Consider the following 23,562-nt stretch of genomic DNA (forward strand, 5'->3'; position numbering starts at 1 on the left):
GGTCTCCCCCTCGCCTCGGCCACTGATTGACATGTCAATTAGTAGCTCCGGTATGATTGACATGTCAATCGGAGGCGGGATGACCCACGACACACCACGGCCGCGCCGGGCACGGCAGCTGCCCACCACCGAGCAGCTGCGGATCTGGCGCGACTTCATCGAGACGGCCGATGCCCTGCGGTCCGAGCTCACCGCACGGCTGCAGAGCGAGTCGTCGCTGTCCTCGGGCGACTACGCGGTGCTGCTCGCCCTCAGCGAGGCCGAGGGGCACCGGATGCGCTCCTCCGAGCTCGCGGCCCACATCGACTGGGAACGCAGCCGCCTGTCGCATCACCTCGGCCGGATGGAGCGGCGCGAGCTGATCCGCCGCGAGGAGTGCGCCGCCGACAACCGGGGCGCGGAGATCGTGCTGACGCCGACCGGCCTGCAGTCGTTCCGGGGGTCGACGGTGCCGCACCTGCGGGCCGTGCGTGAGCTGTTCGTCGACGCGCTCACCCCGGAACAGCTGATCGCGGCAGGCGACCTCGCCGCCACGCTGCGGGCTCAGCTCACCGCCTCAGGCCGGAGACGGGGCTCAGCCGCGCCCACGAAAGCCACCTGACCTCCCCCGCCATCGCGAACGGGCCGTGAAACGCGGGCGGAGGTCGGTGGCCGGGGACGCGCTGCCGTGGCCGGGCCCGGATGCCGGGCCCGGCCGTCACGTCACTACCGGTGGTTGCGCGCGGCGAGCGCGCGGCGGATGCCGAAGGCCAGGGTCGCGGCCTTGCCCATCGGCGAGTTCGACGCGCCGGTCACCGCGGTGGCGACCTTGGCGACGTTCGCCGCGGCGGCCGACAGCGGCCCGGTGACCGCGTCGACCCGCACCAGTTGCAGGTTGATGCCGTCCAAAGTGGTCTGTATCTGCCCGACCGTGGTGTTCACCTCGCCGACGGTCTGGTTGACGTTGTCCAGTAGCGGCCCGGTCCTGGCGGTGACCTCACGGATCATGTCGGTGGTCGCGTCGACGGTGCGCCGCAGCCGCAGGATCGGCACCGCGAGCACCAGCACGAGCATCGCGAAGGCCCCTGAGGCGACCAGCGCCGCGATCTCCGTACCCGACATCCGCGGCTACTTCCGCGACCCGGACGAGTTCCGGCCGAGCAGCCAGCCGACGAGGAACACCGCGGCCCCGGCCGCCCACGGCGTGGGGTTGCGGCGGATGCTGGCCAACAGGTCGCGTCCGGCGGCCTCCCACTCGTCGGCCGTGTGCGGAATCCGCTCGTTGACCGCCGACAGGGCTTCCGTGGCCGCGTCCTTCGCCGCCACGGCGGTGTGGCCGACGTTGACCTTGAGCTCGCCGGCACCGGCGGCCAGGGCGTGTCCGGTGTCGATCGCCGCCTGCTTGGCCTCCGCCGCCTTCTCGGCGACGGCGGCGGAGGCCGTATCGAGCGCGTCCTGCGCGCCGGAAAGGGCGTCATCCTTGCTTGGCATGGTCGTCTCCCGTTCGAGGTGTGGTGATGGCGGACCGATACCCGTGCGCCCGCTCCTTATGCAGTGCCGGTCATTCGGTCGAGACGGCGCTCACCGGCTCGTCGCCCGGCAGTGGCGCGGCGTGCGGGCGGTGCAGCGCGGCGAAGCGGCCGAACAGCCGGCGGCTCGGCCACTCACTGGCCGATCCGAGCACCGTGAGCAGCGCCGGGGCGAGGATCGACCGGACGACGAACGCGTCGATCAGGATGCCCACCGACAGCGCGAACGCGAGTTCCCGGAACGGGCGCAGCGGCACCATGGCCAGCAGTCCGAAGCTGACCGCGAGGGTGAACGCGGCGATGCGGATCGCATGCGCCGACTGCGGCAGCGTGATCGCGAGCGCTTCCCGCAGCGGCCGTCCCCGCGCCTCCTTCCAGGCGGGGCCGATGCCGAAGATGTTGTAGTCCGAGCCGAGCGCGACCAGCAGCACCGCGGCAGCGAAGGGCACGTAGAAGGTCAGTCCGTCGGCACCCAGGACGTTCTGGAACAGCCAGGTGGTCACGCCGAGCGTGGCGCCGATGGCGAGCACGCTGCAGGCGAGCAGGCCGATCGGGGCCACCAGCGCCCGCAGGAACAGCACGAGGAACAGCAGGTTGGCGACCAGCGCGGCGAGCGCGATACGGCCGAGGTCCTGCTTGGTCTGGTCGACGATGAGCTGTGCGATGGCGGTGTCGCCGCCGAGGCTGGTCTGCACGTCGGTCAGCCCCGCGGCCCGCACCAGGCCGGGGAGGTCGTGCTGCAACCGGGACAGGGTCTGCACGGCGCGGGCGCCGAGCGGTTCGTCGGACAGGACCAGCAGGTAGCGTGCCGCGGTGGCGTCGGGAGTGCGGAACACGTGCAGGTCCTGCGGAACGATGTCGTCGCCGGGTCCGAGCACGGCGGCCACCCCGGGCACCTTCCGCAGCGCCTGCTGCAGGCCGTCGAGTTCCCTGTCCTTCGCGGCCACGCCGGGGCCTTCCAGGAGCAGTTCGGTCGGCGACAGGATGCCCGCGGCGAACCCGGTCTGGGCCTGCCCGGCGGCTTGGCGGGTCGGGTGGTCGGCGGGCAGCGCCTCGACGAACGACACGCCCAGGGCGAGGTCGCGTACCGGCAGCGCGGCCGCGACCAGGCCGCCGACGCACAGCAGCAGCACGGGTGCGGCGACCCAGGGCCGGGTCAGCAGCCGTGACCAGCGCCCGCTGCCGGCCTCCGGCGCCGCGGCCGGCTCGGTGGCCGCGCCGCGGCGCGGCGACCACAGCACCGCCCGCCCCAGGATGGCCAGCAGCGCGGGCACCAGCGTCACCGCCACGAGCATGCCGATGAGCACGGCCAGCGCCATACCCGGCCCGAACGCCCGGAACGCCGCCGAGCCGGCGACCACCAGCGCGCCGGTGCCGGCGGCGGCGGTCGCGCCGGCCGTGGCGATGATCGGGGTGAACCGGGCGGTCGCGTGCTCCGCCGCCTCCAGCCGGCCCGCGCCGGAGGCGAGTTGGGTCCGGACCGCGGCCAGGTAGAACACGACGTAGTCGGTGACCACGCCGAGCAGCAGCGCCACCAGCAGCGGCTGGGTCTCCTGCGGCACCGGCACGCCGAGCCGGTCGGCGAGCGCGCCGCCGACGTGCAGGGTCAGCACGATCGCGACCCCGCCCACGCCCAGCGCCAGCAGCGGCGCGATCAGCGACCGGAACGCGATCGCGACGATGAGGAACACGGCAGCGACGGTCACCGCCTCCAGCCAGGGCAGCGTCGACAGGACGAGGTCGCCCTGCTCGACCCGGGCCGGAACCGACCCGGTCACCCCGACGACGGCGTCGTCGGCGTCGTAGTGTGCCGCCACGAACCTCTCGGCGGCGGCCAGCTGTCCGGCGAAGGACACGTCGGGTGCGGTGAACAGCATCGTGATGACGGTCGTGCCGTTCTCCTGCGAGCCCGGCATCAGCTGCAGGGTGTTGGTCACCGGCACGGCGGCGAGGATGGGCGCGGCGTCGGGAAACCTGCCCTCCGTCAGGTCGCGGGCGCGGGCGACCGCCTCGGCCTGGACCGACAGCGGCAGGCCGGCGGGGTTGCGCTGCACCACCGAGACCCGGCTCAGCAGCGGGAACCCGAACTTCTCGAACGAGCGGACCTCGCTGCGCACCGCGGCGTTGTCGGCGGAGACGAGCTGGCCGAGGTCGCTGCCGCCGTGGCCGATGGCCGGCAGGTACAGCACCGACGCGGCCACGGCCGCGATCCACAGCGCCACGACGACCCAGCGCAGCCAGACCACCGATATCGCGTAGTACTCCAGCAGCCGGCTCGGGCGCCAGCGGCTGCGCGCGGGCAGGTCCACACCCGACGGCGACGCTGCCCCGCTCACGGGTACACCCGCTCGGCGGCGGCCGGGTCGGACTGCCTCATACGCATGGCGCTCCTCCTGTGGCAGCGCCGGTCGAGCCGCCTCGCGCGGCAGCGCAGGGCGGTTCGACCGGCGATGGCGTTTCGGGAGTCGGGTACCCGGCCGGTTGCGCGGCAAACGGCGGCAGCCGGCCGGGCGCGGGAGGTTTCTCCGCCTCCCGCGCCCGTACTGCTCAGAGGGTCGGCACGACGGGCTGGATGGTGCCGTCGGCGTTGAACCGCATCGCGTCCACGGTGACCTCCCGGTTCATGCCGTCCCCGGCCGGGATGGCGAACCGGTGGTAGGCGATGTGCCAGGTGTCGCTGTTCGGGGCCTTCACCACGGAGTGGTGGCCGGGGCCCTTGACGCCGAGGCCGAGGTTCTTGGACAGGATCGTGCCGCGGTGCGTCCACGGCCCGAACGGCGAGGTCGCGGTGGCGTACTCGACGTGGTAGTTCTCCGAGCGGGTGTCGTCGACCGAGTACGACAGGTAGTAGATGCCGTTGCGCTTGAACGCGAACGGGGCCTCCCGGAAGTTGGGCAGGCTGAACGTGCGCACCTGCGCCGCGTCGAACGAGATCATGTCCGCGTTGAGGCGCACCCCGTACGCGTAGCCGTTGCCCCAGTACAGGTAGGCCTCGCCGTCGTCGTCGGTGAAGACGTGCGGGTCGATCATCTGGCCGCTGCGGAACCCGGCGGCCACCAGCGGCCGCCCGAGGGCGTCGGTGAACGGGCCGGTCGGGCTGGTCGACGTCGCGACGCCGATGTTCGTGTCGGCGCAGAAGTAGAAGTAGTACCGGCCGTTGCGGTAGGCGATCGTCGGCGCCCAGGCTCTGCTGTCCGACCAGCTGATCTGCGGTCCGAGATCCAGGATCGTGCCGTGATCGGTCCAGTTGAGCAGGTCGGTGGACGAGAACGCCTTGAACCGGGTCGAACTCCAGCCGTTGTAGCCGTCGGTGGTGGGATAGAGGTAGTAGCGGCCGTTGAGGTAGGCGATGTTCGGGTCGCCGTACAGGCCCTTGATGACCGGACTGCGGCGGCCCGCCACCCACGGCGCGGTGACCTGGAACGAGCTGTCCGCGGCGAAGGTGCCGGGGTTGGTGGTCGACGGGTCCAGCCACAGTTCGTTGTTGCGGTGCCGGAGGTAGCGGCCCGGGAAGTTGGACGACTCCAGGCGGACGGAACCGGCGGCCGACCCGTCCCGCACGCAGAAGGTGGCGTCCGCCAGGAAGGTGGTGCTGCCGCTGTTGGCCTCCAGCCGTACGCGGTAGTCCCGGTGGCGCAGCCACATGCCGTTGGCCGCCTGGAACGACACGCAGCCCGTGCCGCCGGCCAGGCCGGGCGTGACGGTGAAGGTGGCGTCGCTCTTGGCCTGCGCAGAACTGCTCGCACCGACCGCGGCGACACTGCCGAGGTAGTTGCTGTGCCTGACGTACGAGCCGGGGAGGTTGACCGACTGCAGCGACCGGGCGCCGGTCGGGATCTCGGCGGCCGACGCAGGCTCACCGGCCGTCACGGTCAGCAGGGACGCGGCCAGGCAGACGGTGAGCGCTCGGGAGACCGCCCTGCGCCTGCGATGGATGGTTGTCACGGGGCCTCGCTCTCGGAACGGGGTGCGCCCCGGGCACGGCTGCCCGGGGCACCCACGGATCAGCTGGTGATGAGGCGGAAGGTGGCATCGGCGCGTTCGGTGGCCGTGCTGATCGGGTCCAGGCGCAGCAGGTAGTTGTAGTGCCGGATATACCGGCTGGTGTTGTTGTACGACTGGAACGACACCGCGGAGGCGTCCGCCAGCCCGGCGACCTGCCGGAACGTGGCGTCCGCGGCGAACTGCGCCGAGCCGTCACCGCGGGCGAGCGCGAAGTCGTAGTTGCTGTGCCGCAGGTAGTGCCCGGGGAAGTTCACCGACTCGAACGACACGTAGCCGGAGGCGGAGTTCGCCAGGCCCGGCACGAGCCGCCACTGCGAGTCGGCGAGCGGGTTGACGTTCGGGTCGATGCGGGCGTCGAAGTTGGCGTGGCGGACGTACCGGTCGGTGAAGTTGAACGACTGCACCCGCCGGGCGCTGCCCGCGCCCCACTTGGCGCGCAGCCGGTCGTACTGCGCCTGGGTGATGCCGATGATGGAGCCGTGCCGCTTGTGGCTGGCGCCGAGCGCGTACTCGGAGGCGGCGCGCACCCGGTAGGTGCTGGTGCTGGCCAGGTTGGTCGAGGTCAGCGGGAGGTAGCCGCGGCCGGTGGCGTACTGGTCGACCCAGAGCCCCCACTCGTTGCGTCCGTTGTACTGGTGCAGGATCGGGCCTTCGACCTGCGCCCCGGTCATGCCGAGGTGGGAGATGTCGCCGAGCCTGGTCCAGCCGCTGAGGAGCTGGTTGCTGCCCTCGATCGAGATCTGCCCGTCGCCGGACGCCCGGATGTAGCGGTAGCCGCCGACGCTGCCGGGGATCTCGATGATCTGGGTGTCGATGATGCCCTGGGTGCCGGGCCGGTCGATGTAGGGCTGGGCGGCGGTGAAGGTGCGGAAGTCGGTGGTCCGGGAGTACCAGATCCGGGCCTTGTCGACGCCGTTGCGCGGGGAGATGGTGGCCCAGTAGACGAGGTAGTTGCCGGCGGCGGGGTCCCAGATCGCCTCGGGCGCCCACGCGCAGCCCGCCCCGGCGATGCCGCCGGCCACGTCGACCATCCGCGGCGCGGACCAGGTGACCAGGTCGGTGGACTCCCAGACGACCAGGGAGGTGCTGCCGGCGTGCTGGGCGGCGTCCCAGCCCTTGCCGCTGGCGATGCGCAGGTCGGTGGCGAGCAGGAAGAACCTGTCGCCGGCCGGCGAGCGCACGATGCTGGGGTCGCGCACGCCGAGTTCGCCGACGGTGGAGCGCAGCACCGGCTGCGAGTAGTTGAGGTCGGTCCAGTGCAGGCCGTCGGTGCTGGCGGAGAAGTAGATCTGCTCGCCGCTGGCGCTCTCGCCGGTGAAGTGGGCCATGAGGTATGCCGCGTAGGTCTCGGCGGCGGCCGCGGACTGCGGCAGCGCGGCGAGGCCGAGGGACAGCAGTAGGGTGGCGGCAAGTCCGCCGAGCCCGAGCCGCCGCGACCGGTGTGTCATGCGTTCCTCCTAGGAACGTCGGTACGGGCCTGATGAGCGGTCCGACGTCAGCGCACGACGGCATGGCGGCACGCGCCGCCGGCATCGCTGCAGTCGGAAGGATCCCTTTCGGAGCACGGCAGGGCACCGGCGAAAGGCGGCTGTTAACGTTCACACTCGCGCACCAGGAGGCCCTTGGTTCCGACATGGATCCAGGGTTGAGCCTGTTCAACTGCAGGTGCGGGCGCGGTGTTTCCCGTACCTCACGGGGAGGTTAGGCCCGCGTTAAGAGAATGTTAGCGATAACATTCATAGTGTCAAGACCATCGATCGCATCCGTCGAAATTACTTCGTGCCAGGCTCCGGCCTACTGCTGCGGCCGCGCGATGACGGTCTCGTAGCAGATGCGCCAGCCGTCGCTCTCGTCGTACAGCACGTAGTGCCACAGCTGCGCGCGGCCGTCGGCATGGCGGACCTCGGCGTCGACGGTGTAGCTCGTGGGCGCCTCCGTGAGATCCGTGATCGCCACGTCGGTGATCGCGTAGCTCGCGATGTCGGGCTCGACGTGGTAGCGGGTCCACTGGTCCAGCGGATACTTCTGCCGCTCGCTCGCGCAGACCCACCGGTAGGCGGCGGGGTAGTCGGCGTCGCGGAGCGCGTCGAGGTAGCCCGTGGCGGCCTCGGTCATGCCCGCCTTGGTCCGCGGGTCGGCCCACTGCCGGTAGAGCACCCACGCCGGGGTGCCCACGCACAGCAGCAACACGACGATCACCAGGCCGGGGACCAGCCCGCGTTCCTTCGGCTCCGCAGAGTCGGCCATGACATCCCTTCGATCGGCGTTCGGCCATCGAAGGGTATGGCCACTCCGCCACCGCCGGCCCGGCCGGCCACTCCCGGTGTGCCGACGCGACGAGCTGTCCCCGGCATGCGGCTACCGGCCCACGCGCATGTCCCGTTCCAGGTCGTCGAGGAGTGCCCGCATGTCCGCCAGCCGCCGGGCCATCATGACCCGGTCGACGTCGTCGGGCCTGGCGTCGCTGTCGGATCCGGCGCCCGGCGCGGGCTCCTGCTCCAGCCGTCGGGCCTCCTCCATCGAGTTGATGATGACGCCGACCAGGATGTTGACCAGCAGGTTCGCGGTGATGAGCACGTAGCTGATGTAGAAGACGACGGTCCACGGGGACAGCGCCATGCCCTGCTCGATGAGATCGGGCAGGTTCTCCAGCGACAGCAGCACGAACAGGGTGAGCACGGCGCTGCCGATCGTGCCGTACTGCTCGGGCTGGTGCTCGGCGAAGATGAGCCACCCTGCCATGCCGTAGATGTAGAGCGTGACGATCGCCAGGGCGAGGAAGCCGCCCACGCCCGGCAGGCTGCGCAGCAGCGCGGTGACGATGGTGCGCAGGCCCGGCATGAAGCGCATCAGCCGCACCACCCGCGCGATCCGGATGACCCGCAGGATGGCCGAGTCGCCGTGCAGGCCCGGAACGAACGCCGCGGCGACGACCGCCAGGTCGAAGACGTTCCAGCCGTGCCGGAAGAAGTCCTGCGGGCGCCTGCCGTAGCTGAGCAGGCGGATGGCGATCTCGGCGACGAACACCGCCCGGAACAGCCACTCCAGCGCGTTCAGCCACCCGGCCGACCTCAGGTCGGGATAGGTCTCCAGGCCGAGGAGCACGGCGTTGGCCGCGATGGCGGCCACGATGGTGACCTCGAAGCCACGGGATGCGGCGACCCTGGCGCACCAGGCGGTGATCGCGGGAGTCGGTTTCGGTTGTTCAGCCCCGGCATCGACCTGCCGGCTGCGTTCGAGAAGCCGGCTCATGCCCCGATCCGGGTCGTCGAGCGGCAGGCGTACGTCCGAACCGGACGGACGGTCCGGGTGAGCGGTGAGAACATGCGCAACACCTTACGTGCCGCCACTGCGACGATCTTCAGGGGACAAGCACCCGCGTCACGTCACGCGTTCCTCGATCGGCGGTCCCTGGCGGAGCCGACCCATCATCGCCTGCCCTCCGCCTAGCGAGCGGGCTCACCGTCCGGCGTCCGCCGACCGGCCGTCGACTCGCGGTGCTCGACGGAGGCGGCGCCGACGGCGATCTCGACGCGCGACCGCAGCCCGAGTTTGGCCAGGATGCTCGACACGTGTGACTGGACGGTCCGCGGCGAGAGGAACATCTGCGCGGCGATGTCCGGGTTGGACCGGCCCTCGGCTACCGCCATGGCGACCTTGTACTCGGTGTCGCTCAGGGCCGCCCAGCCGTGCTTGGGCCGGCCACGCGGGCCTCGTACGCCCTGCCTGATGCCCGCCTGGCGGGCCCGCGCACGGGCCCGGTCGATGTCGCGGGCGGCGTCCAGGCCGGTGTAGAGCGCCACCGCGCTCGCCAGCTCGTCCCGGGCCGGCTTCAGGCGGCCGTCCTCGGCGAGCACGACGGCCGCGTGCTCGCGGGCGTAACCCTCGTACAGCGGCCAGTCGGCCTGTGCGAACGACGCCGCCGCGGCCAGCAGCTGCGACGGGTCGTCGTGCCGCAGCCCCCGGCAGAACGCGACGGTGCCTTCGAGGCTGGCGATGGGCTGCCCGGCCAGCAGTTCGGCCGTGGTGTCGGCGAGGTCCTGCAGGCGGGCCGCATCCCCGGCCGCGTGGGCGAACCGGGCCAGGTCCGCGCACAGCCGGTAGCCGATGCAGCGCGGGCTGAAGGTCGGCGGCTGCTCCCACAGCGGGTACAGGATGTCGAGGGCCGCGCCGGGTCCGGAGTCCGTCTCCGCCGCCAGCGCGTGGGCCCAGCGCAGCGGCGCGGTGAACCTCGTCTCCAGCGGAGTGGAGGTCGCCAGCGTGGCCAGCTCGGCATCGAGGGTGCGGGTCTGGCCCCGGTGCATGGCCACCATCGCGGCCAGGCCGTGCAGCGCGGGCGACTGGCACAGCGGGTCGGGGCTGTCCAGGCTGGTGCGGATCTCGGCCAGCGCGTCGTCCCAGCGGCCACGGAGAAACAGCACGTTGGCGCGCAGCAGTTGCGCGGTGGTGAGGTAGAACCCGCCCGTGTCGTGGTTGCGCCGCGTGGCGGCGTCCAGGACCTGGTCGAGTTCGGCCGGATGGTCCTGCGCGAACAGGCACATCGCCCGCACCACGAGCGGGTCCACGATGAGGCCGCCGTAGGTGTGGTCGAGGGCCTTCATCGCGTCGGCGTTGAGGTCCAGCGCCTCCTGCACCCGGTTCTGCGCGAACCGCAGCACGGCGAGGGTGTTGTGGCCGTACGCCTGCGCGACGACGTCACCCGACGCCAGGCCCGAACGCAGCGCCTCGCCGGCCAGGCGGTCGCCTTCGCCGAACTCTCCGAGCAGCAGGCGGCACACGGCGGCGAAGCCGAACAGGCGACCCGGGTGCACCGGCGCCAGCCGGGCCGCGTCCTCGCCGGCGGCCGCGGCCTGCTGCAGGCGCCCCTGGCGGAAATAGCCGTCCATCCGCAGTTCGAGCAGTTGCGTGCGGACGGCCGACGACTGGTACGCGGCGAGCTGGTCGTGCAGGATCTGCTCGGCTTCGTCGGTCTGGCCGGCCCACAGCAGGGCCCGGATCAGTGCGATGTTCAGGCTGGTCGCCGTCGCCTCGTCGGCGGCGTCGGCCGCGGCGGCGCGCAGCAGGGTCACCGCCAGGGCCGGCGCGCGCACGGTCAGCTGCGGTGCCACGTCCATGAGCCACTGGCCGTGCTCGGCGCGGTCGGCCTGGGCGAGGTGTTCGGCGATCCGTTCCACGTCCGCGCCCCGGTCCATCAGCACCTGCGCGGCCCTCAGGTGCAGCGCGCCGCGCACCGGCGACGGTGTCTGCCCGGCGAGCCCCTGCCGGATCAGGTCGTGGCGGAACTGCAGCCCGGCTTCGGTCTCGACCAGCAGCCCCGCACCGGTCGCCGCGGCGCACGCGTCGGCCAGCTCCAGCACGGGCAGGTCGAGCACGGCAGCCAGCAGGGGCAGGTCGACGGGCCCGCCGAGCGCGGCGGCCTTGTGCAGGACCGCCTGGGTCGGCGACGGCAGCGGACCGAGCCGCGACATGATCATCGCCTGGAGTGACGCCGCGGGAGGCGTGTCGAGGTCGGTCTCGGCGCGGCCGCCACTGATCCGCAGCGCGCCGTCGCGCGCCAGGCCGGCCACCAGCTCCGCCAGATAGAGGGGGTGGCCTCCGGCGGCGGCGACCAGCCGCGCCAGCTGGGGCCCGGGGGGCGCGCCGACGGCAGCCTCGACCAGCTCGGCCGCCGCCTGCTGCGCCAGCGGCGGAAGCGTCATGCGCTGCGCGCCCTTGGCGACCATGCTGCGCACCAGCGCGCCCATCGCCTCGCCTCGCGGTTCCGGGGCGGCGGAGATGACCACCAGCAGCGGATACTGCCCGATGCCACGGCACAGCCGGTGCAGCACCACGATGCTCTGCGGGTCGGCCCACTGGACGTCGTCGACGATCACCGCCACCGGCCCGGCCGCGCACCATTCGTCGACCAGGTCCAGCATCGCCTCGGTGACGACGAAGTCGTGCCCGGCCGCGCCGGGCTGCCGGTCGGCGCCCTCCCCGCGCAGCAGCGCCGCCACCCGGGCCCGGCCGGGCTCGCCACCGGTCGTCAGCACGTCCAGACACGCACCGGCTACGGCGAACGGCAGGTCCTGCTCCAGCTGCTCCCCCGCCGCGCGCAGGACCCGCATCCCGAGCCGGTCGCAGTATGCCGCGACCGTGTCCAGCAGCGCCGACTTGCCGATGCCCGACTCGCCCTCGACGAGGGTGGCCGAGCCCCGCCCTGCCGCAGCCTCGTCCGCCGCCGACTGCAGCAGTCGTACCTGCGGCTCGCGGCCGAACAGCGTCATCGGCATGCCCCCACTTCACCACGCGGGCACCGTTGATCATCGCCGATCCGGTGATCACCCGCTCGCATCGGTGACGACACCGCACGAACGGCACGGAAACCGGCGGGCCTGGCCCGCCGACATGCGGGCAAGCTGAGCGCCCGCCGGTAACAAGAGTACGGCGGGTGACCTGCGCCGTGGTCCATCGCCGAGGACCCGTCGATCGGCACGGCCGCACTGCTCGCCCTGCGGGGGCCCGGTCAGGGCGCGGGTGGGCCGTGCACGCGGTCGCGGCCGGCGCGCTTGGCGGTGTAGAGCGCGGCGTCGGCCCGGTGTACCAGCTCCGCGGTGGTCAGGCCGTGCTCGGGATAGGCGACCACGCCCAGGCTCGCGGTGACCCGCACCGAGCGGCCCTGGAATTCGATCGGCGCGGCGGACAGTGCCACCCGCACCCGTTCCGCGGTGCGCGTCGCCGCGTCGCTGCCGGTGTCGGGCAGCAGCACGGCGAACTCCTCCCCGCCGTACCGCGCGGCGAGATCGGTCGAGCGCAGGTGCGCCTTCAGGATCTCCGCCACCCGCCGCAGCACGGCATCGCCGGTAAGATGTCCGTGCTCGTCGTTGATCGTCTTGAAGTGGTCGAGGTCGAGCAGGATCAGCGACAGCGGGGTGCCGCGCCGCTTGGCGTGGTCGAGACCGCGGTCCAGGCCGGTGCGCAGCGCACGGCGGTTGGGCAGCCCGGTCAGCGGATCGGTCGTGGCCAGGTCGACCAGCACCGCTTTGCGCTCCGCGATGCGTTCGGCCATCGTGTTGAGCGCGCCGGCGAGCTCTCGCAGCTCGCCGCGGGACTTCACCTGCGCCCGGGTGTCGTAGTCGCCCTCGGCGAACATGGCGGCCGTCTGGGTGAGCCGGCGGATGTCGCGGACCAGCCCCCGCGAGAGCACCCAGCCCAGCCCGAGTGCCGCCGCCATGCCGGCCAGCCCTGCGGCCAGCGTCATTCTGCGGCTGTGCGCGCCGGCGGACAGCACCTCGTCGTACAGGTCGGTGTAGTCCAGCAGCAACGCGCCGACGATCCCGTCGGTCGGGGTGCGGATCGGGACGACGACCAGCTTGAGCGGCAGTCCGGTGTCCTCGGGGGTGACGGTGCGGGCGAGCCCGTCGCGCAGCGTGGCGGAGATCTGGCCGTCCGCGTCGACGCCCAGGCGCGGCCCGCCCTCGGGCGTCGTGCCGGCGACACTGTCGCGACGCAGGTCGACGATCTCGACGTCGCCGCCCAACTGGCTGCGCAGCTGGTCGAGGTGAGCGCGGATCTTCACAGGGTCCAGTCGGCGGCCGGCGTGGACGTCGTCGGCGATGTCGGCGGCGATCACCCGGGCGAGCTGCTGCGCCTCGGCCTGGGCGTCACGGGCGGCAGCCAGCCGCTGCTCGCGTTCGGCGATCAAACCGATCACCGGCAGCAGCACGGACACCAGCACGAACGCCACCGCCAGCCGCGGCCCGACCCGGGCGAGCCGACCCGACCCGCGCAGGAGCTTCACGGGCCGCAGCAGAGTCTGCATGCCTTGCGTGAGGTATCTACGCAGATCCATCACCATGGCAGCCGGTAAGCCGTCCGTCACCCGGCTTCTCGTGCGGCCGGTCCTCGTCGTAATGTCGCGAACCAGGCTGAACTGTGCATACCGCCACCTTAGCCGCCGGAGCCGAGACGAGCGGCTGCCGCGATGCTTCGATCACCGCCCCGGGGCCCGCTGCTTGACCTCCTGCATCAGCCACCCGTTGCCGTCCGGGTCGGTGAACGTGGCGAACGAGGCGTAACTGCGCCCGTCGGGAGCCGGACCGTCCACCCGCTCCTGGTACCCGTTGTCATAGCTGTTGTGGAAGACCCCGCTCACCTCGACACCTCTGCCGATCAGGTCGGCGCGGGCCGCTTCGAGGTCGGCGACGACGAGGTAGGTGCCCTGGACGGAGCCCGGCGCGGCCGGGGTGAGGCCGCGCCCGAGGTGGACCGAGCACGCCGAGCCGGGCGGCGTCAGCTGCACGATCCGGAACTTCGGACCGGCTTCGTAGTCCGCGTCGAGCCGCCATCCCAGGCCGCGGTAGAAGGCCAGGGCACGGTCGACGTCGGCCACCGGGATGACGACGACCTCGACCTTCATGTCCATGGCCGGCGGGGTGACGGCATCCGCCGCGCCGTCGCGCGAACTGCTCATGTGGACCTCCTGGGTTCAGCCGAACGTGAACGCGTACACCTCGGCGCCTGGTTCGCCGAACGTGATCTCCAGGGTCCGCTCGCGGATGGCGGCCTGCTCGCGTACGAGCTGGTAAAGCCGGCCCTCCTGGAGCACCCCGTCGCCGTTGCCGTCGACGTCCACGCCGTGCGAGCCGCCCGGAGCCTGGCCGTCCACGAGCACCCGGAACGGGATGGGCGCGCGGCCTCCCGACGACAGGACCAGGTGCGCGTCGCGCGCGTGGAACCGGCAGGCCACGGTTCCGCCGGCCTGGTCGAGCAGGACGTTCTCGCGTCCCACCGTCCACTGGCCGGCCAGCGCCCACTGGTTGAGGCGCAGGTCTTCGGGCAGCTCATAGGCACGGGACTCGTCGTAGGCGATCCGGCCGGGCGAGGCGAAGTTCTCGCCGCGCGCGTAGCCGAGATACGTCTCGGGCGAGCGCAGGTGCTGCCAGTCCGCCTCCGCCTCCACCCCGCGGCCTTCGACGAGGGTCGAGACCAGCTCGCGCTCCACCCCGAGCAGCCGCTGGATGACCTGCTCCGACCGCTCGTACCGGCCCTCGCCGAAGTGCTGGTCACGCACGACGCCGTCAGCGTCGACGAAGTAGAGCGCCGGCCAGTAGTGGTTGTCGAACGCCCGCCAGACCGCGTAGTCGTTGTCGACGGCGACCGGGTAGTCGATCTCCCGTGCCGCCACCGCCTGCCGGATCAGGTCGCTGTCGCGTTCGAACGAGAACTCCGGGGTGTGCACGCCGACGACGACCAGCCCGTCGTCGCGATAAGCCTGCGACCAGGCACGCACGTACGGTTGCGCACGCAGCCAGTTGATGCAGGTCAGCGTCCAGAAGTCCACCAGGACGGCACGGCCGCGCAGTTCGGGTCGACCGCTCGGCTCAGGGCCGAGCCACTCGGTCGCCCCGTCGAACGCGGACAGTTCCACCCGCTCGAACGTGACAGACATGATCGGTTCCTTGCTGTGCCCTAGGAGGAAGGCCTAGTTCGAGATGATTCCTTCCATTTCGTTCAGCTTAGATGCGATTCGCAGTCGGGACGCCCGGACCGCGTCGGCTCCTGATTCGGGCCGTCCTCGCCCGAACTCCGCGCCCTGCAGATTCGAGTTGTTTGCCCGATTCAGGAAGGTCGTCACTCACCAGGCGAATCCGCGCGCCGCCGGTTCGGCAGCGCTCTGCGAACCGGCCGGTAGCCCGCGAACGCCGACTCCAGCACCCCTTCGCCGCCGGTCGTCTCCGGCAGCACCCGGTGCAGCTCCTGCGCGTGCGCGGCGGTCAGCGTCGCGACGACGGTCATCTCGTCGCCGCGCACGACCTGGTCGGCCACGACGGCCTGGAGCCGGCTGAGCACGCTGAGGACCGGGCCGAGCGCCCCCACCGGGATGTCGAGGGTCACCCGGGCCAGCGGCTCGCACAGGATGGTGCCGGACGCGGCCAGCGCCTGCGTCAGCACCACCGGGGTCAGCTTGCGGAAGTCCGCGGCCGTGCTGTCCGGCCCGCGCAGCGACGGCGGGCCGTCCGCGACGCTGTACCGGGACTCGGTCATCGTCACCACGCAGTCGGTCACCGGCCAGCCGCGCGGGCCCGCGCGCAGCGCGTCCCGGATGTACTCCCCCATGCTCTCCTTGAACACCTCAAGGGTGCGGTACACGTAGAGCGGCGCGAACCGGTAGTCCACCGGCACCCGCACCTGCACACCGGAACCCGGCGGCGCGGGCTCGACCCGCAACCCGATGGTCGCCTGGTACGGATTGGACGGTGTGTTGAGCCGCTCCACCGCCTCGCCGACGCCCGCGGGGCGCTCGACGCACAGGGTCGTCGTCTCCCGGAAGTCGGCCTCGACGCCGAACTCGGCGGCCAGGGTCGCCCGGATGACCTCCTTCTGCACCTCGCCGTAGAGCGAGACCGCGGTGCCCAGGTTCTCGTCGGCCCGTACGTTGATCAGCGGATCCTGCTCGGCCAGCTGCGCCAGCGCCGAGCGCAGCCGCGCGCCGTCGGCGGGGTCCGCGGGCACGAGCAGCGCTTCGAGCATGGGCGGGGCGAAGTGGTGCGCGGGCAGGCCGTCCGCCGCGCCGATGGCGTCGCCGACGTGCACGGCGGTCAGGCCGCGCAGCTTCGCGATGCCACCCGCGGTGACGCCGTCGCGCGGCACCCAGTCGCCGTGCTCCAGCAGGTGCAGCGCCGTGATCCGGTCCCGGCCGCCGGTCGGATGGTCCCGCAGGCGCAGGGTCCCGTCGAACATGCGCACGTAGGCGACCTTCTCCCCCGCCGGCCCGCGCTCGATCTTGAAGATCCGCCCACGCGGCCCCGCCGAGGGGTCGCCGGCCGACGCGGGCAGCAGGTCGGTCAGGCCCGCCATGAGCGCCTCGACTCCCGCGCCGGTCATCGCCGACCCGGCGAAGACCGGGTGCACCGCGCACCGGGCCGTCTGCGCGGCGAGTTCCGCGCGCAGCCGCCGGGGCGTCAGGCAGGACTCGTCCGCGACGTACGCGGCCAGCAGCGCCTCGCTCTGGCCGGTGAGCACGTCGGCGAGGGTCCGGGTGTCCGGCTCGGCCAGCGCCTCGCGTTCGCCGGGCCGCGACACCTGGGTCATCGGCGCGGCTGTCACGTCGAGCCGGCGCACCAGCTCTGCGAGGGTGCGACCGGCGTCGGCGCCACCCCGGTCGATCTTGTTGATGAAGATCAGCGTCGGCACGGCGAGCCGCCGCAGCGCGCGCATGAGCAGCCGGGTCTGCGGCTGCACCCCCTCCACGGCCGACACGACGAGCACCGCCCCGTCGAGCACGCCGAGGACACGGTCCACCTCGGCGATGAAGTCCGGGTGCCCCGGGGTGTCGATGATGTTGACCGCGGTGTCACCGATCCGCAGCGCCGCCACGGCTGACCGGATCGTGATGCCCCGCTGGCGTTCCAGCGCCAGCGAGTCGGTCTGCGTCGTGCCGGCGTCCACACTGCCGACCGTGTCGATGACCCCGGCCGCGTAGAGCAGCCGCTCGGTCAGCGACGTCTTACCGGCGTCGACATGGGCCAAGATCCCGAGATTGAGCGTACGGAGCGACAAACGTCAAGTCCTTCGAACGAGCGGGCAAGAGAGCTTCGAGGGAGTTGAACGTCGCTCGCATGTCTTGCTCCTCGCTCGTGGAACGCCTGTCACCGACCACGTAACCATCCCCGCACCCGCCGCGCGACCCTATTTCCGCCCGCCGCGCCGCCCGAGCAGAAGGAAGGGCACCTTCTACACGGACGTCCGTGAAGAAGGTGCCCTTCCTTCGTCTTTCAGCTACCGGCTTGCGGCGCGCCAGGGGGCCGGGCGGCCGTGCAGCCACCATTCCAGCGTCCGGGTGATCCACGGCAGCATCACGTACGTCATCAGCGGGGTCAGGCACAGCGTGCTGGCCAGGGTCCGGACCACGAGCGGGGTTCCCGCCAGGTAGCGCACCACCAGCACATTGGCGAGCAGGCTCAGCGGGAAGAACACCAGCCAGATGGTCACCGCCTGCTTCCAGCGCGGCGGCGCGGGCGTACGCGCCTCCTCGATGCTGTGCTCCTGCGGCGGGTCGAACCAGCCCTCGATGCCGGTGCGCCGTTCGGTGCGGGCGTGCTCGACGATGCCCTGGGCCGACGACAGCCACCACTGCCGCTGCGACGACTCCTCCCAGGTCCGCAGCGCGTCGGCGTCGGCGAACCGGTAGAGCATGTGCCACTCGGTGGAGCCGGGCCCCGGCCGCACCCACCCCGCCCCCAGGAACCCGGGGAACTCCTCGGCCAGCGTCGTGCCCGCCCGCATCCACGCGATCATCTCCCGGGCGTGGGAGGGGTCGGCGCGGCGCGTGATGGCGATGGTCACCGGTACGGCGCCGTTGCTGCTGGTCATGTGTCCATCTTCCGGGCGCGGCCGAGCGGCCGGTGTTACCGGGATCGCCATCGTGGCGCGTTCTTCGTCACGTCGCGATTGGCAAACGGAGTGTCCTCCGCTTATTGTCGGGCTAACCGGAGCTGGTTCCGTTTATCGGCTCGACGGTCCGCGAGCTGCCCATCCAGGAGGATCAAGAACCGTGGAAGTCCCCATCAGCACGCCGTTCGGGGCCACCTCGACCGCCGCCGAGGTCATCGCCGGGGTCGACCTGACCGGGCGGACCGCGGTCGTGACCGGCGGGTCGTCCGGCCTCGGCGTCGAGACCGCTCGCGCGCTGGCCGGAGCCGGCGCCGCGGTCACCCTCGCGGTCCGCGACACGGCCGCCGGCGAGCGCGTCGCCCGGGACCTGATCGCGGCGACCGGCAACGGCCTTGTCCGGGTCGCCCCGCTGGACCTGGCCGACCAGCGGTCGGTGGCCGCCTTCGCCGCGGCGTGGTCCGGGCCGCTGCACATGCTGGTCGCCAACGCCGGGATCATGGCCACTCCCCTGCTGCGTACGCCGCAGGGCTGGGAGCTGCAGTTCGCGACCAACCACCTCGGCCACTTCGCGCTGGCGACCGGGCTGCACCCGGCCCTGGCCGCGGCGGGCGGCGCGCGGATCGTGTCGGTCAGCTCCGTCGGGCACGTCAACGCCGACGTCGACTTCGACGACATCCACTTCACGCACCGGCCGTACGACCCGTGGCTGGCCTACGGCCAGTCGAAGACCGCGAACATCCTGTTCGCGGTCGAGGCCGCCAACCGCTGGGCCGCCGACGGCATCACCGCCAACGCGCTCAACCCCGGCCGGATCACCGGCACGAACCTGGGCCGGCACATCGACGGCCTGGCCGGCGCGCCCGCCTCGTTCGCGCCGGCCAGCACCGACGTGTCCTGGAAGGATGCCGAACAGGGCGCGGCGACCTCGGTCCTGCTGGCCGGTTCGCCGCTGGTCTGCGGCGTCACGGGGCGCTACTTCGAGGACTGCCAGGTGGCCGTCCCGCACCGGCCGGGCGTGCGCCGTGGCGTGGCCGACTACGCCCTCGACCCGGTGGCCGCCGCACGCCTCTGGCAGGTCTCCACCGACATGCTCGCGAGCGCGGGTCTGCGCCGATGAGCCGGCCGCCGTCGGAGACGGGCCCTGACGAGCCGGTGGCGGCCGCCGCCGAGGAGTCCTTCAGCGTGGGCTTCGCGATCGGCGGGGGCTCACCGGGATCCGACAGCTTCCTCACCGTGGCCGTCGCGCTCGGCGCGAACCTGCTGATCGCGGTCGCCAAGACCGCCGCGGCGCTGATCACCAGGTCGGCGTCGCTGACCGCGGAGGCGGCGCACTCCTGGGCGGACACCGGCAACGAGGTGTTCCTGATCGTGGCCAACCGCCGCGCGGCCCGACCGCCGGACCGGGGGCATCCGCTCGGGCACGGCCGCGAGGCGTACGTGTGGTCACTGTTCGCCGCCGTCGGGCTGTTCGTGGCCGGTGGCGCGTTCTCCGTCACGCACGGCGTCGGCCAGCTGCGCTCGCCCACCGCCGCCGACAACTTCCTGCTCGGATACGCCGTGCTGGCCGTCTCGTTCCTGCTGGAGGGGGTGTCCTTCCGACAGTCCGTGCGCCAGGCCAGAGCGGACGCCAGGGTGATGGAGCGCGACCTGATCCAGCACGTGCTCGCCACGTCCGATCCGGCGCTGCGGGCCGTGTTCGCCGAGGACGCCGCCGCGCTGCTCGGCCTGCTCCTGGCCACCGCCGGGCTCGCGGCGCACCAGCTGACCGGCTCGCCGGTGCCGGACGCCATCGGGTCGATCCTGGTCGGGGTGCTGCTAGTGGCGGTCGCGGGCCTGCTGATCAACCGCAACCGCCGGTTCCTCGTCGGCGAGGAGGCCGATCCGCGGGTGCGCGCCGCCGTGCTGCGGTCACTGCTGGCCATGCCCGAGGTCGACCGGGTCACCTACCTGCGGCTGGAGGTCGTCGGCCCACGCCTGATCTCGGTGATCGGCGACGTCGACCTCGCCGGCGACGACGTAGAGTCCCACGTGGCCGTACGGCTGCGCGCGGTGGAGGCGAAGGTCAGCTCCTCGCCCGCGGTGGCGGGCACGGTGCTCAGCCTGTCCGCGCCCGACGAGCCGTCGCTGGCGCCGTAGCCCCGGTTCAGGCCTTGTCGCCGTGCCAGGAGCGCCACAGCGCCGCGTACGCCCCACCCGCGCGGACCAGCTCGTCATGGCTGCCCAGCTCGCTGATCCGGCCGTCGGCCAGCACCGCGACCCGGTCGGCGTCGTGCGCGGTGTAGAGGCGGTGCGCGATGGCGATGACGGTCCGTCCCTGCAGGACGGCGCCGAGCGAGCGTTCGGTGCGCCGGGCGGTCGTCGGGTCCAGCGCCGCGGTCGCCTCGTCGAGGATCAGCGTGTGCGGATCGGCGAGCACCAACCGCGCCAGCGCCACCTGCTGCGCGTCGGCCGGGTTCAGGGCCCGCGCGCCGTCGCCGAGTTCGGTGTCGAGGCCGTCGGGCAGGCCTGCGTACCAGTCGGCGCCGACCGCGGCGAGCGCGCCGAGCATGTCGTCGTCGGTGGCGCCGGGCGCGGCGAAGGCGAGGTTGTCGCGCAGCGTGCCGATGAAGACGTGGTGCTCCTGGGTGACCAGGGCGATGCGGCGGCGGCGTTCGGCCGGGTCGAGGTCGGTCACCGGGACCCCGCCCAGGCTGACCACGCCCTCGCGGGGCGCGTCGATCCCGGCCAGCAGGCGGGCCAGGGTCGACTTGCCCGCACCGGACGGCCCGACGACGGCCAGCCGCTCGCCGGGACGCACCTCCAGGTCGATGCCGTGCAGCACGTCGTGGCCGCCGGCGTACCTGAACCGCGCGCCGCGGACCGTGAGCCGCTGGCCGGGCGGGGCCGAGGAGACGCCGCGGGGCTCAGGCGGGACCAGGCCGATGCCGAGCACGCGAGCCAGTGAGGCGACACCCCGCTGGGCCTGCTCCAGGAAGATCATGATGTGGTCGATCGGTTCGATCGACTGCTGCGCGTACAGGGTCGCCGCCACGACCGCGCCGAGGGTGACCCAGCCCTTGTCGAGGAAGAACCCGCCCGCGAGCAGCATCGCCGCGGCGGGCAGCGCGTAGCCGGACTCGACGACCGGGAAGAAGACGCTGCGCAGCGCGAGCGTCGCCCGGCGCGTGGTCCACTGCCGAGCGATCCGCGCGGTGCCCTCGCGGGTCCGCTCCCCGGTCAGCCGCAGCGCCTCCACGGTCCGCGCGCCCTCGGCGGTCGCGGTCAGCGACTCCGTCAGCTCCGAGCCGGCCTCGCCCTCGGCCAGGTAGGCCCGCGGGGCCCGGCGCAGATACCAGCGGGCGACCGCGACGGACGTCGGCGCCCCGGCGAGGATGAGCAGTCCGAGCAGTGGGTGCAGCAGGAACACGGCCGCGATGATCAGAAGCAGCTGGATCGCCGAGATGACCACGACCGGCACGACCTGGCGGACCGCGTTGCCGACGGTGGCGACGTCGACGGAGCTGCGTGTGGCGAGGTCCCCGGTGCCGGCCCGCTCGACCACGGCGATCGGCAGGCGCAGCGTACGCGCGACGAAGTCCTCCCGCAGCCGGGCGTTGGCCCGCTCGCCGAACCGGTTGCCGACGTTCTGGGCGGTGCGGAACAGCAGGATCTGCGCCAGCACACACCCCGCCATGACCAGGGCGTACATGTCCACATCGGCGGCGGTCGCGCCGGCGGTGACCCGGTCGACGATCCGTCCCACCAGCCACGGTGCGGCGAGCCCGGCGACCGCGGCGGCGACGTACAGCGCGAGCGCGAGGCTCAGCGACCACCTCTCGGTCCGGGCCAGCTCGGCCACCGACCGGCGCACGGTCGGGTTGTCGGCGACGGGCAGCGCCTTCATCGCCGGGCCGCCGGTGCGGTGCGGGCCTCGGTGGTGACGGTCTCGGTCATCGTCGCTCCCCCTCGCGCGGCGGTCTCCGGTTCGGCGGCGTCGCGGGCGACCAGCGCCCGGTAGCCGGGTTCGGTCTCCAGCAGCTCGTCGTGTGTGCCGACGGCGGCGACCCGCCCGCCGCGCACGAAGGCGACGAGGTCGGTGCGGTCCAGCAGCAGCGGGGACGTGGCGAGCACGACCGTGGTCCGGCCGGCGCGGTGCTCGTGCAGCCGGTCGGCGATGCGGGCCTCGGTGTGCGAGTCGACGGCCGAGGTCGGGTCGACGAGGATCAGCACGTCGGGTTCGGCGAGCAGGTGCTGGGCCAGGCGTACCCGCTGGCGCTGGCCGCCGGAGAGGTTGCTGCCGCGGGCTTCGATCGGTGCGTCCAGGCCGCCGGGCAGCGACTCGACGATGTCGTCGGCGGAGGCGGTGCGGATCGCGGCGGCGAGTTGTGCGTCGCTGACGCCGTCCCGGATCCGCAGCACGTCGCGCAGCGTGCCCGGGAACAGGTAGGAGTCGTGGTCGGCGACGAGGATCCGGGCCCGGACCGCGGCCGGGTCGACGCCGGCGAGCGGCAGCCCGCCCCAGGTCACCTCGCTGGCGACGTAGCGGCCGAGCCGGTCGGCGAGGGTGATCGCGTCCGCCGGGTCCTCGGCGGCGACCCCGATCATCCGGCCGGTCGGCACGGTAAGCCCCGACCGGGGGTCGTGCAGCTCGGCAGGGCCGTCGGGGGCGGGGCCGTCCGCCGCCGCGTCGGGCTGGATGCGCAGCACCGCGATGATCCGGCGGGCCGCGACGATGCCGCGTACGGTCATGAAGCCGCCTTCGAGCAGGAACCAGACCGGCACCGACAGGATGGCGGCGTACCCGTAGACGGCGACCATCTCACCGACGGTGATCTGTCCCTCGGCCGCCATCCGCGCGGCCAGCCAGACGATCGCGGCCAGGAACAGGGCGGGGATGCCCGCGGTCAGCGCCTGCACCCAGGACGTGATCGCGCCGACGCGGTAGCCGCGCCGGAGCAGGCTCTGCGAGCGGGCGGCGTACCGGCGGGCGAACAGGTCGCGGCCGCCGACCCCGGCGAGCACGCGCAGCCCGGCCACGATGTCGCCGGCCCGCGTGGTCAGCAGCCCCAACTCGTGCCGGTAGTCGGTGTCGACGCCCTGCAGCCGGTTGAGCAGCGGTCCCACCACCAGCACGACCATGGGCACGCCCAGCAGCACGAACACGGCCAGCATCGGGTCGACCGACCAGAGCACGACGGCGGCGGTGCCGTAGGACAGGACCGCACCCACGCCCGGTCCGGTCATCGTCAGCGCCCACGAGGCCTGCGAGATGTCCGTGCCGGCGACCGTCGCGATCTCACCTGCCGCGACCGTACGTGGCAGGACCGCGCCCAGCCGGGCGATGTGCCGCAGCACCACCTGCGAGGAGCGTGCCGTCGCGTCCTCGCGGAGGAAGGTCATCGTCCGATGCCGCATGATGCCCAGCCAGGCGACGACGACACCGGCGCCGATGATCGCGGCGACCCAGCTCAGCAGCGCCCGGGTGTCGCCTGTGCGCAGCCCGTCGTCGATCGCCCGCGCGATCAGGTACGGCCGCACCGCGAGCCCGATCATCCAGGCCGTGCCGACGACGCTGCCCCGCAGGGCGCGCGGCCACTGGCTGCGGACCAGCCACCACAGGTACCGCACGGGACCTCTCGTATCCGCGATGCCGGGATCGGAATGTGGGAGGTGTGGGGGCATGGGCACAGGCTAC

At 72.6% G+C, this 23,562-nt stretch carries 18 protein-coding genes; 3 read left to right on the plus strand and 15 right to left on the minus strand.

Annotation, left to right across the window (positions count from 1 at the left end; genetic code table 11):
* Positions 1 to 79 precede the first annotated feature (79 nt).
* Entirely contained in the window at positions 80 to 601 is a 522-nt protein-coding gene (locus tag HAV39_RS05805) for a MarR family winged helix-turn-helix transcriptional regulator (protein WP_191838145.1), read from the plus strand.
* Between the two features lie 104 nt (positions 602 to 705).
* Here HAV39_RS05805 and HAV39_RS05810 read toward each other — a convergent pair whose 3' ends face one another.
* The 13 genes from HAV39_RS05810 to HAV39_RS05870 all read right to left on the minus strand — a co-directional run bounded on the left by HAV39_RS05810 (position 706) and on the right by HAV39_RS05870 (position 17,867).
* Positions 706 to 1,101 (minus strand): DUF948 domain-containing protein, encoded by a 396-nt coding sequence (locus HAV39_RS05810; protein ID WP_191838146.1) that lies wholly within the window; start codon positions 1,099 to 1,101, stop codon positions 706 to 708.
* A gap of 6 nt (positions 1,102 to 1,107) precedes the next feature.
* Positions 1,108 to 1,470, minus strand: coding sequence for a hypothetical protein (locus HAV39_RS05815; RefSeq protein ID WP_191838147.1), 363 nt, complete (start codon positions 1,468 to 1,470; stop codon positions 1,108 to 1,110).
* A 70-nt stretch (positions 1,471 to 1,540) separates the two neighbouring features.
* A complete protein-coding gene (locus HAV39_RS05820; protein WP_191838148.1) occupies positions 1,541 to 3,844 on the minus strand; it encodes an MMPL family transporter in 2,304 nt (767 codons plus the stop codon).
* Positions 3,845 to 4,055: 211 nt separating this feature from the next.
* Entirely contained in the window at positions 4,056 to 5,453 is a 1,398-nt protein-coding gene (locus tag HAV39_RS05825) for a family 43 glycosylhydrolase (protein WP_203736196.1), read from the minus strand.
* 59 nt (positions 5,454 to 5,512) lie between these two features.
* Positions 5,513 to 6,961, minus strand: a complete 1,449-nt coding sequence (locus HAV39_RS05830) for a glycoside hydrolase family 43 protein (protein WP_191838149.1) — start codon at positions 6,959 to 6,961, stop codon at positions 5,513 to 5,515.
* 346 nt (positions 6,962 to 7,307) lie between these two features.
* Complete coding sequence (locus tag HAV39_RS05835; protein WP_191838150.1) at positions 7,308 to 7,760, minus strand: Rv0361 family membrane protein; 453 nt, start codon at positions 7,758 to 7,760, stop codon at positions 7,308 to 7,310.
* Between the two features lie 111 nt (positions 7,761 to 7,871).
* On the minus strand, positions 7,872 to 8,765 hold the full coding sequence (locus HAV39_RS05840) for an ion transporter (RefSeq protein WP_191838151.1): 894 nt from the start codon (positions 8,763 to 8,765) through the stop codon (positions 7,872 to 7,874).
* Between the two features lie 194 nt (positions 8,766 to 8,959).
* Positions 8,960 to 11,785 carry a helix-turn-helix transcriptional regulator gene (locus tag HAV39_RS05845; RefSeq protein WP_191838152.1) on the minus strand — a complete coding sequence of 942 codons (2,826 nt, stop codon included), beginning with the start codon at positions 11,783 to 11,785 and terminating at the stop codon, positions 8,960 to 8,962.
* Positions 11,786 to 12,018: 233 nt separating this feature from the next.
* Complete coding sequence (locus tag HAV39_RS05850) at positions 12,019 to 13,293, minus strand: GGDEF domain-containing protein (RefSeq protein WP_191838153.1); 1,275 nt, start codon at positions 13,291 to 13,293, stop codon at positions 12,019 to 12,021.
* A 192-nt stretch (positions 13,294 to 13,485) separates the two neighbouring features.
* Positions 13,486 to 13,965, minus strand: a complete 480-nt coding sequence (locus HAV39_RS05855) for a VOC family protein (RefSeq protein ID WP_239120486.1) — start codon at positions 13,963 to 13,965, stop codon at positions 13,486 to 13,488.
* 15 nt (positions 13,966 to 13,980) lie between these two features.
* Positions 13,981 to 14,943, minus strand: coding sequence for a thioredoxin family protein (locus tag HAV39_RS05860; protein WP_191838154.1), 963 nt, complete (start codon positions 14,941 to 14,943; stop codon positions 13,981 to 13,983).
* Between the two features lie 182 nt (positions 14,944 to 15,125).
* A complete protein-coding gene (locus tag HAV39_RS05865) occupies positions 15,126 to 17,054 on the minus strand; it encodes an elongation factor G (RefSeq protein WP_191838155.1) in 1,929 nt (642 codons plus the stop codon).
* Between the two features lie 219 nt (positions 17,055 to 17,273).
* Entirely contained in the window at positions 17,274 to 17,867 is a 594-nt protein-coding gene (locus HAV39_RS05870) for an antibiotic biosynthesis monooxygenase (RefSeq protein ID WP_191838156.1), read from the minus strand.
* A 181-nt stretch (positions 17,868 to 18,048) separates the two neighbouring features.
* Between HAV39_RS05870 and HAV39_RS05875 the strand changes: the two genes are divergently transcribed.
* Both HAV39_RS05875 and HAV39_RS05880 read left to right on the plus strand, forming a co-directional pair.
* Positions 18,049 to 19,005 carry an SDR family NAD(P)-dependent oxidoreductase gene (locus tag HAV39_RS05875; protein ID WP_239120485.1) on the plus strand — a complete coding sequence of 319 codons (957 nt, stop codon included), beginning with the start codon at positions 18,049 to 18,051 and terminating at the stop codon, positions 19,003 to 19,005.
* On the plus strand, positions 19,002 to 20,024 hold the full coding sequence (locus HAV39_RS05880; protein ID WP_191838158.1) for a cation diffusion facilitator family transporter: 1,023 nt from the start codon (positions 19,002 to 19,004) through the stop codon (positions 20,022 to 20,024). The genes HAV39_RS05875 and HAV39_RS05880 overlap by 4 nt, the downstream gene beginning before the upstream one ends.
* A gap of 7 nt (positions 20,025 to 20,031) precedes the next feature.
* On the opposite strand, the gene HAV39_RS05885 is transcribed toward HAV39_RS05880, so the two are convergent.
* A complete protein-coding gene (locus HAV39_RS05885; RefSeq protein WP_191838159.1) occupies positions 20,032 to 21,771 on the minus strand; it encodes an ABC transporter ATP-binding protein in 1,740 nt (579 codons plus the stop codon).
* Positions 21,768 to 23,420, minus strand: a complete 1,653-nt coding sequence (locus tag HAV39_RS05890; protein WP_239120491.1) for an ABC transporter ATP-binding protein — start codon at positions 23,418 to 23,420, stop codon at positions 21,768 to 21,770. The genes HAV39_RS05885 and HAV39_RS05890 overlap by 4 nt, the downstream gene beginning before the upstream one ends.
* Positions 23,421 to 23,562: the final 142 nt, after the last annotated feature.

Origin of the sequence: Catellatospora chokoriensis, from assembly GCF_011297315.1 — a bacterium.
Lineage (GTDB): Bacteria > Actinomycetota > Actinomycetes > Mycobacteriales > Micromonosporaceae > Catellatospora > Catellatospora citrea.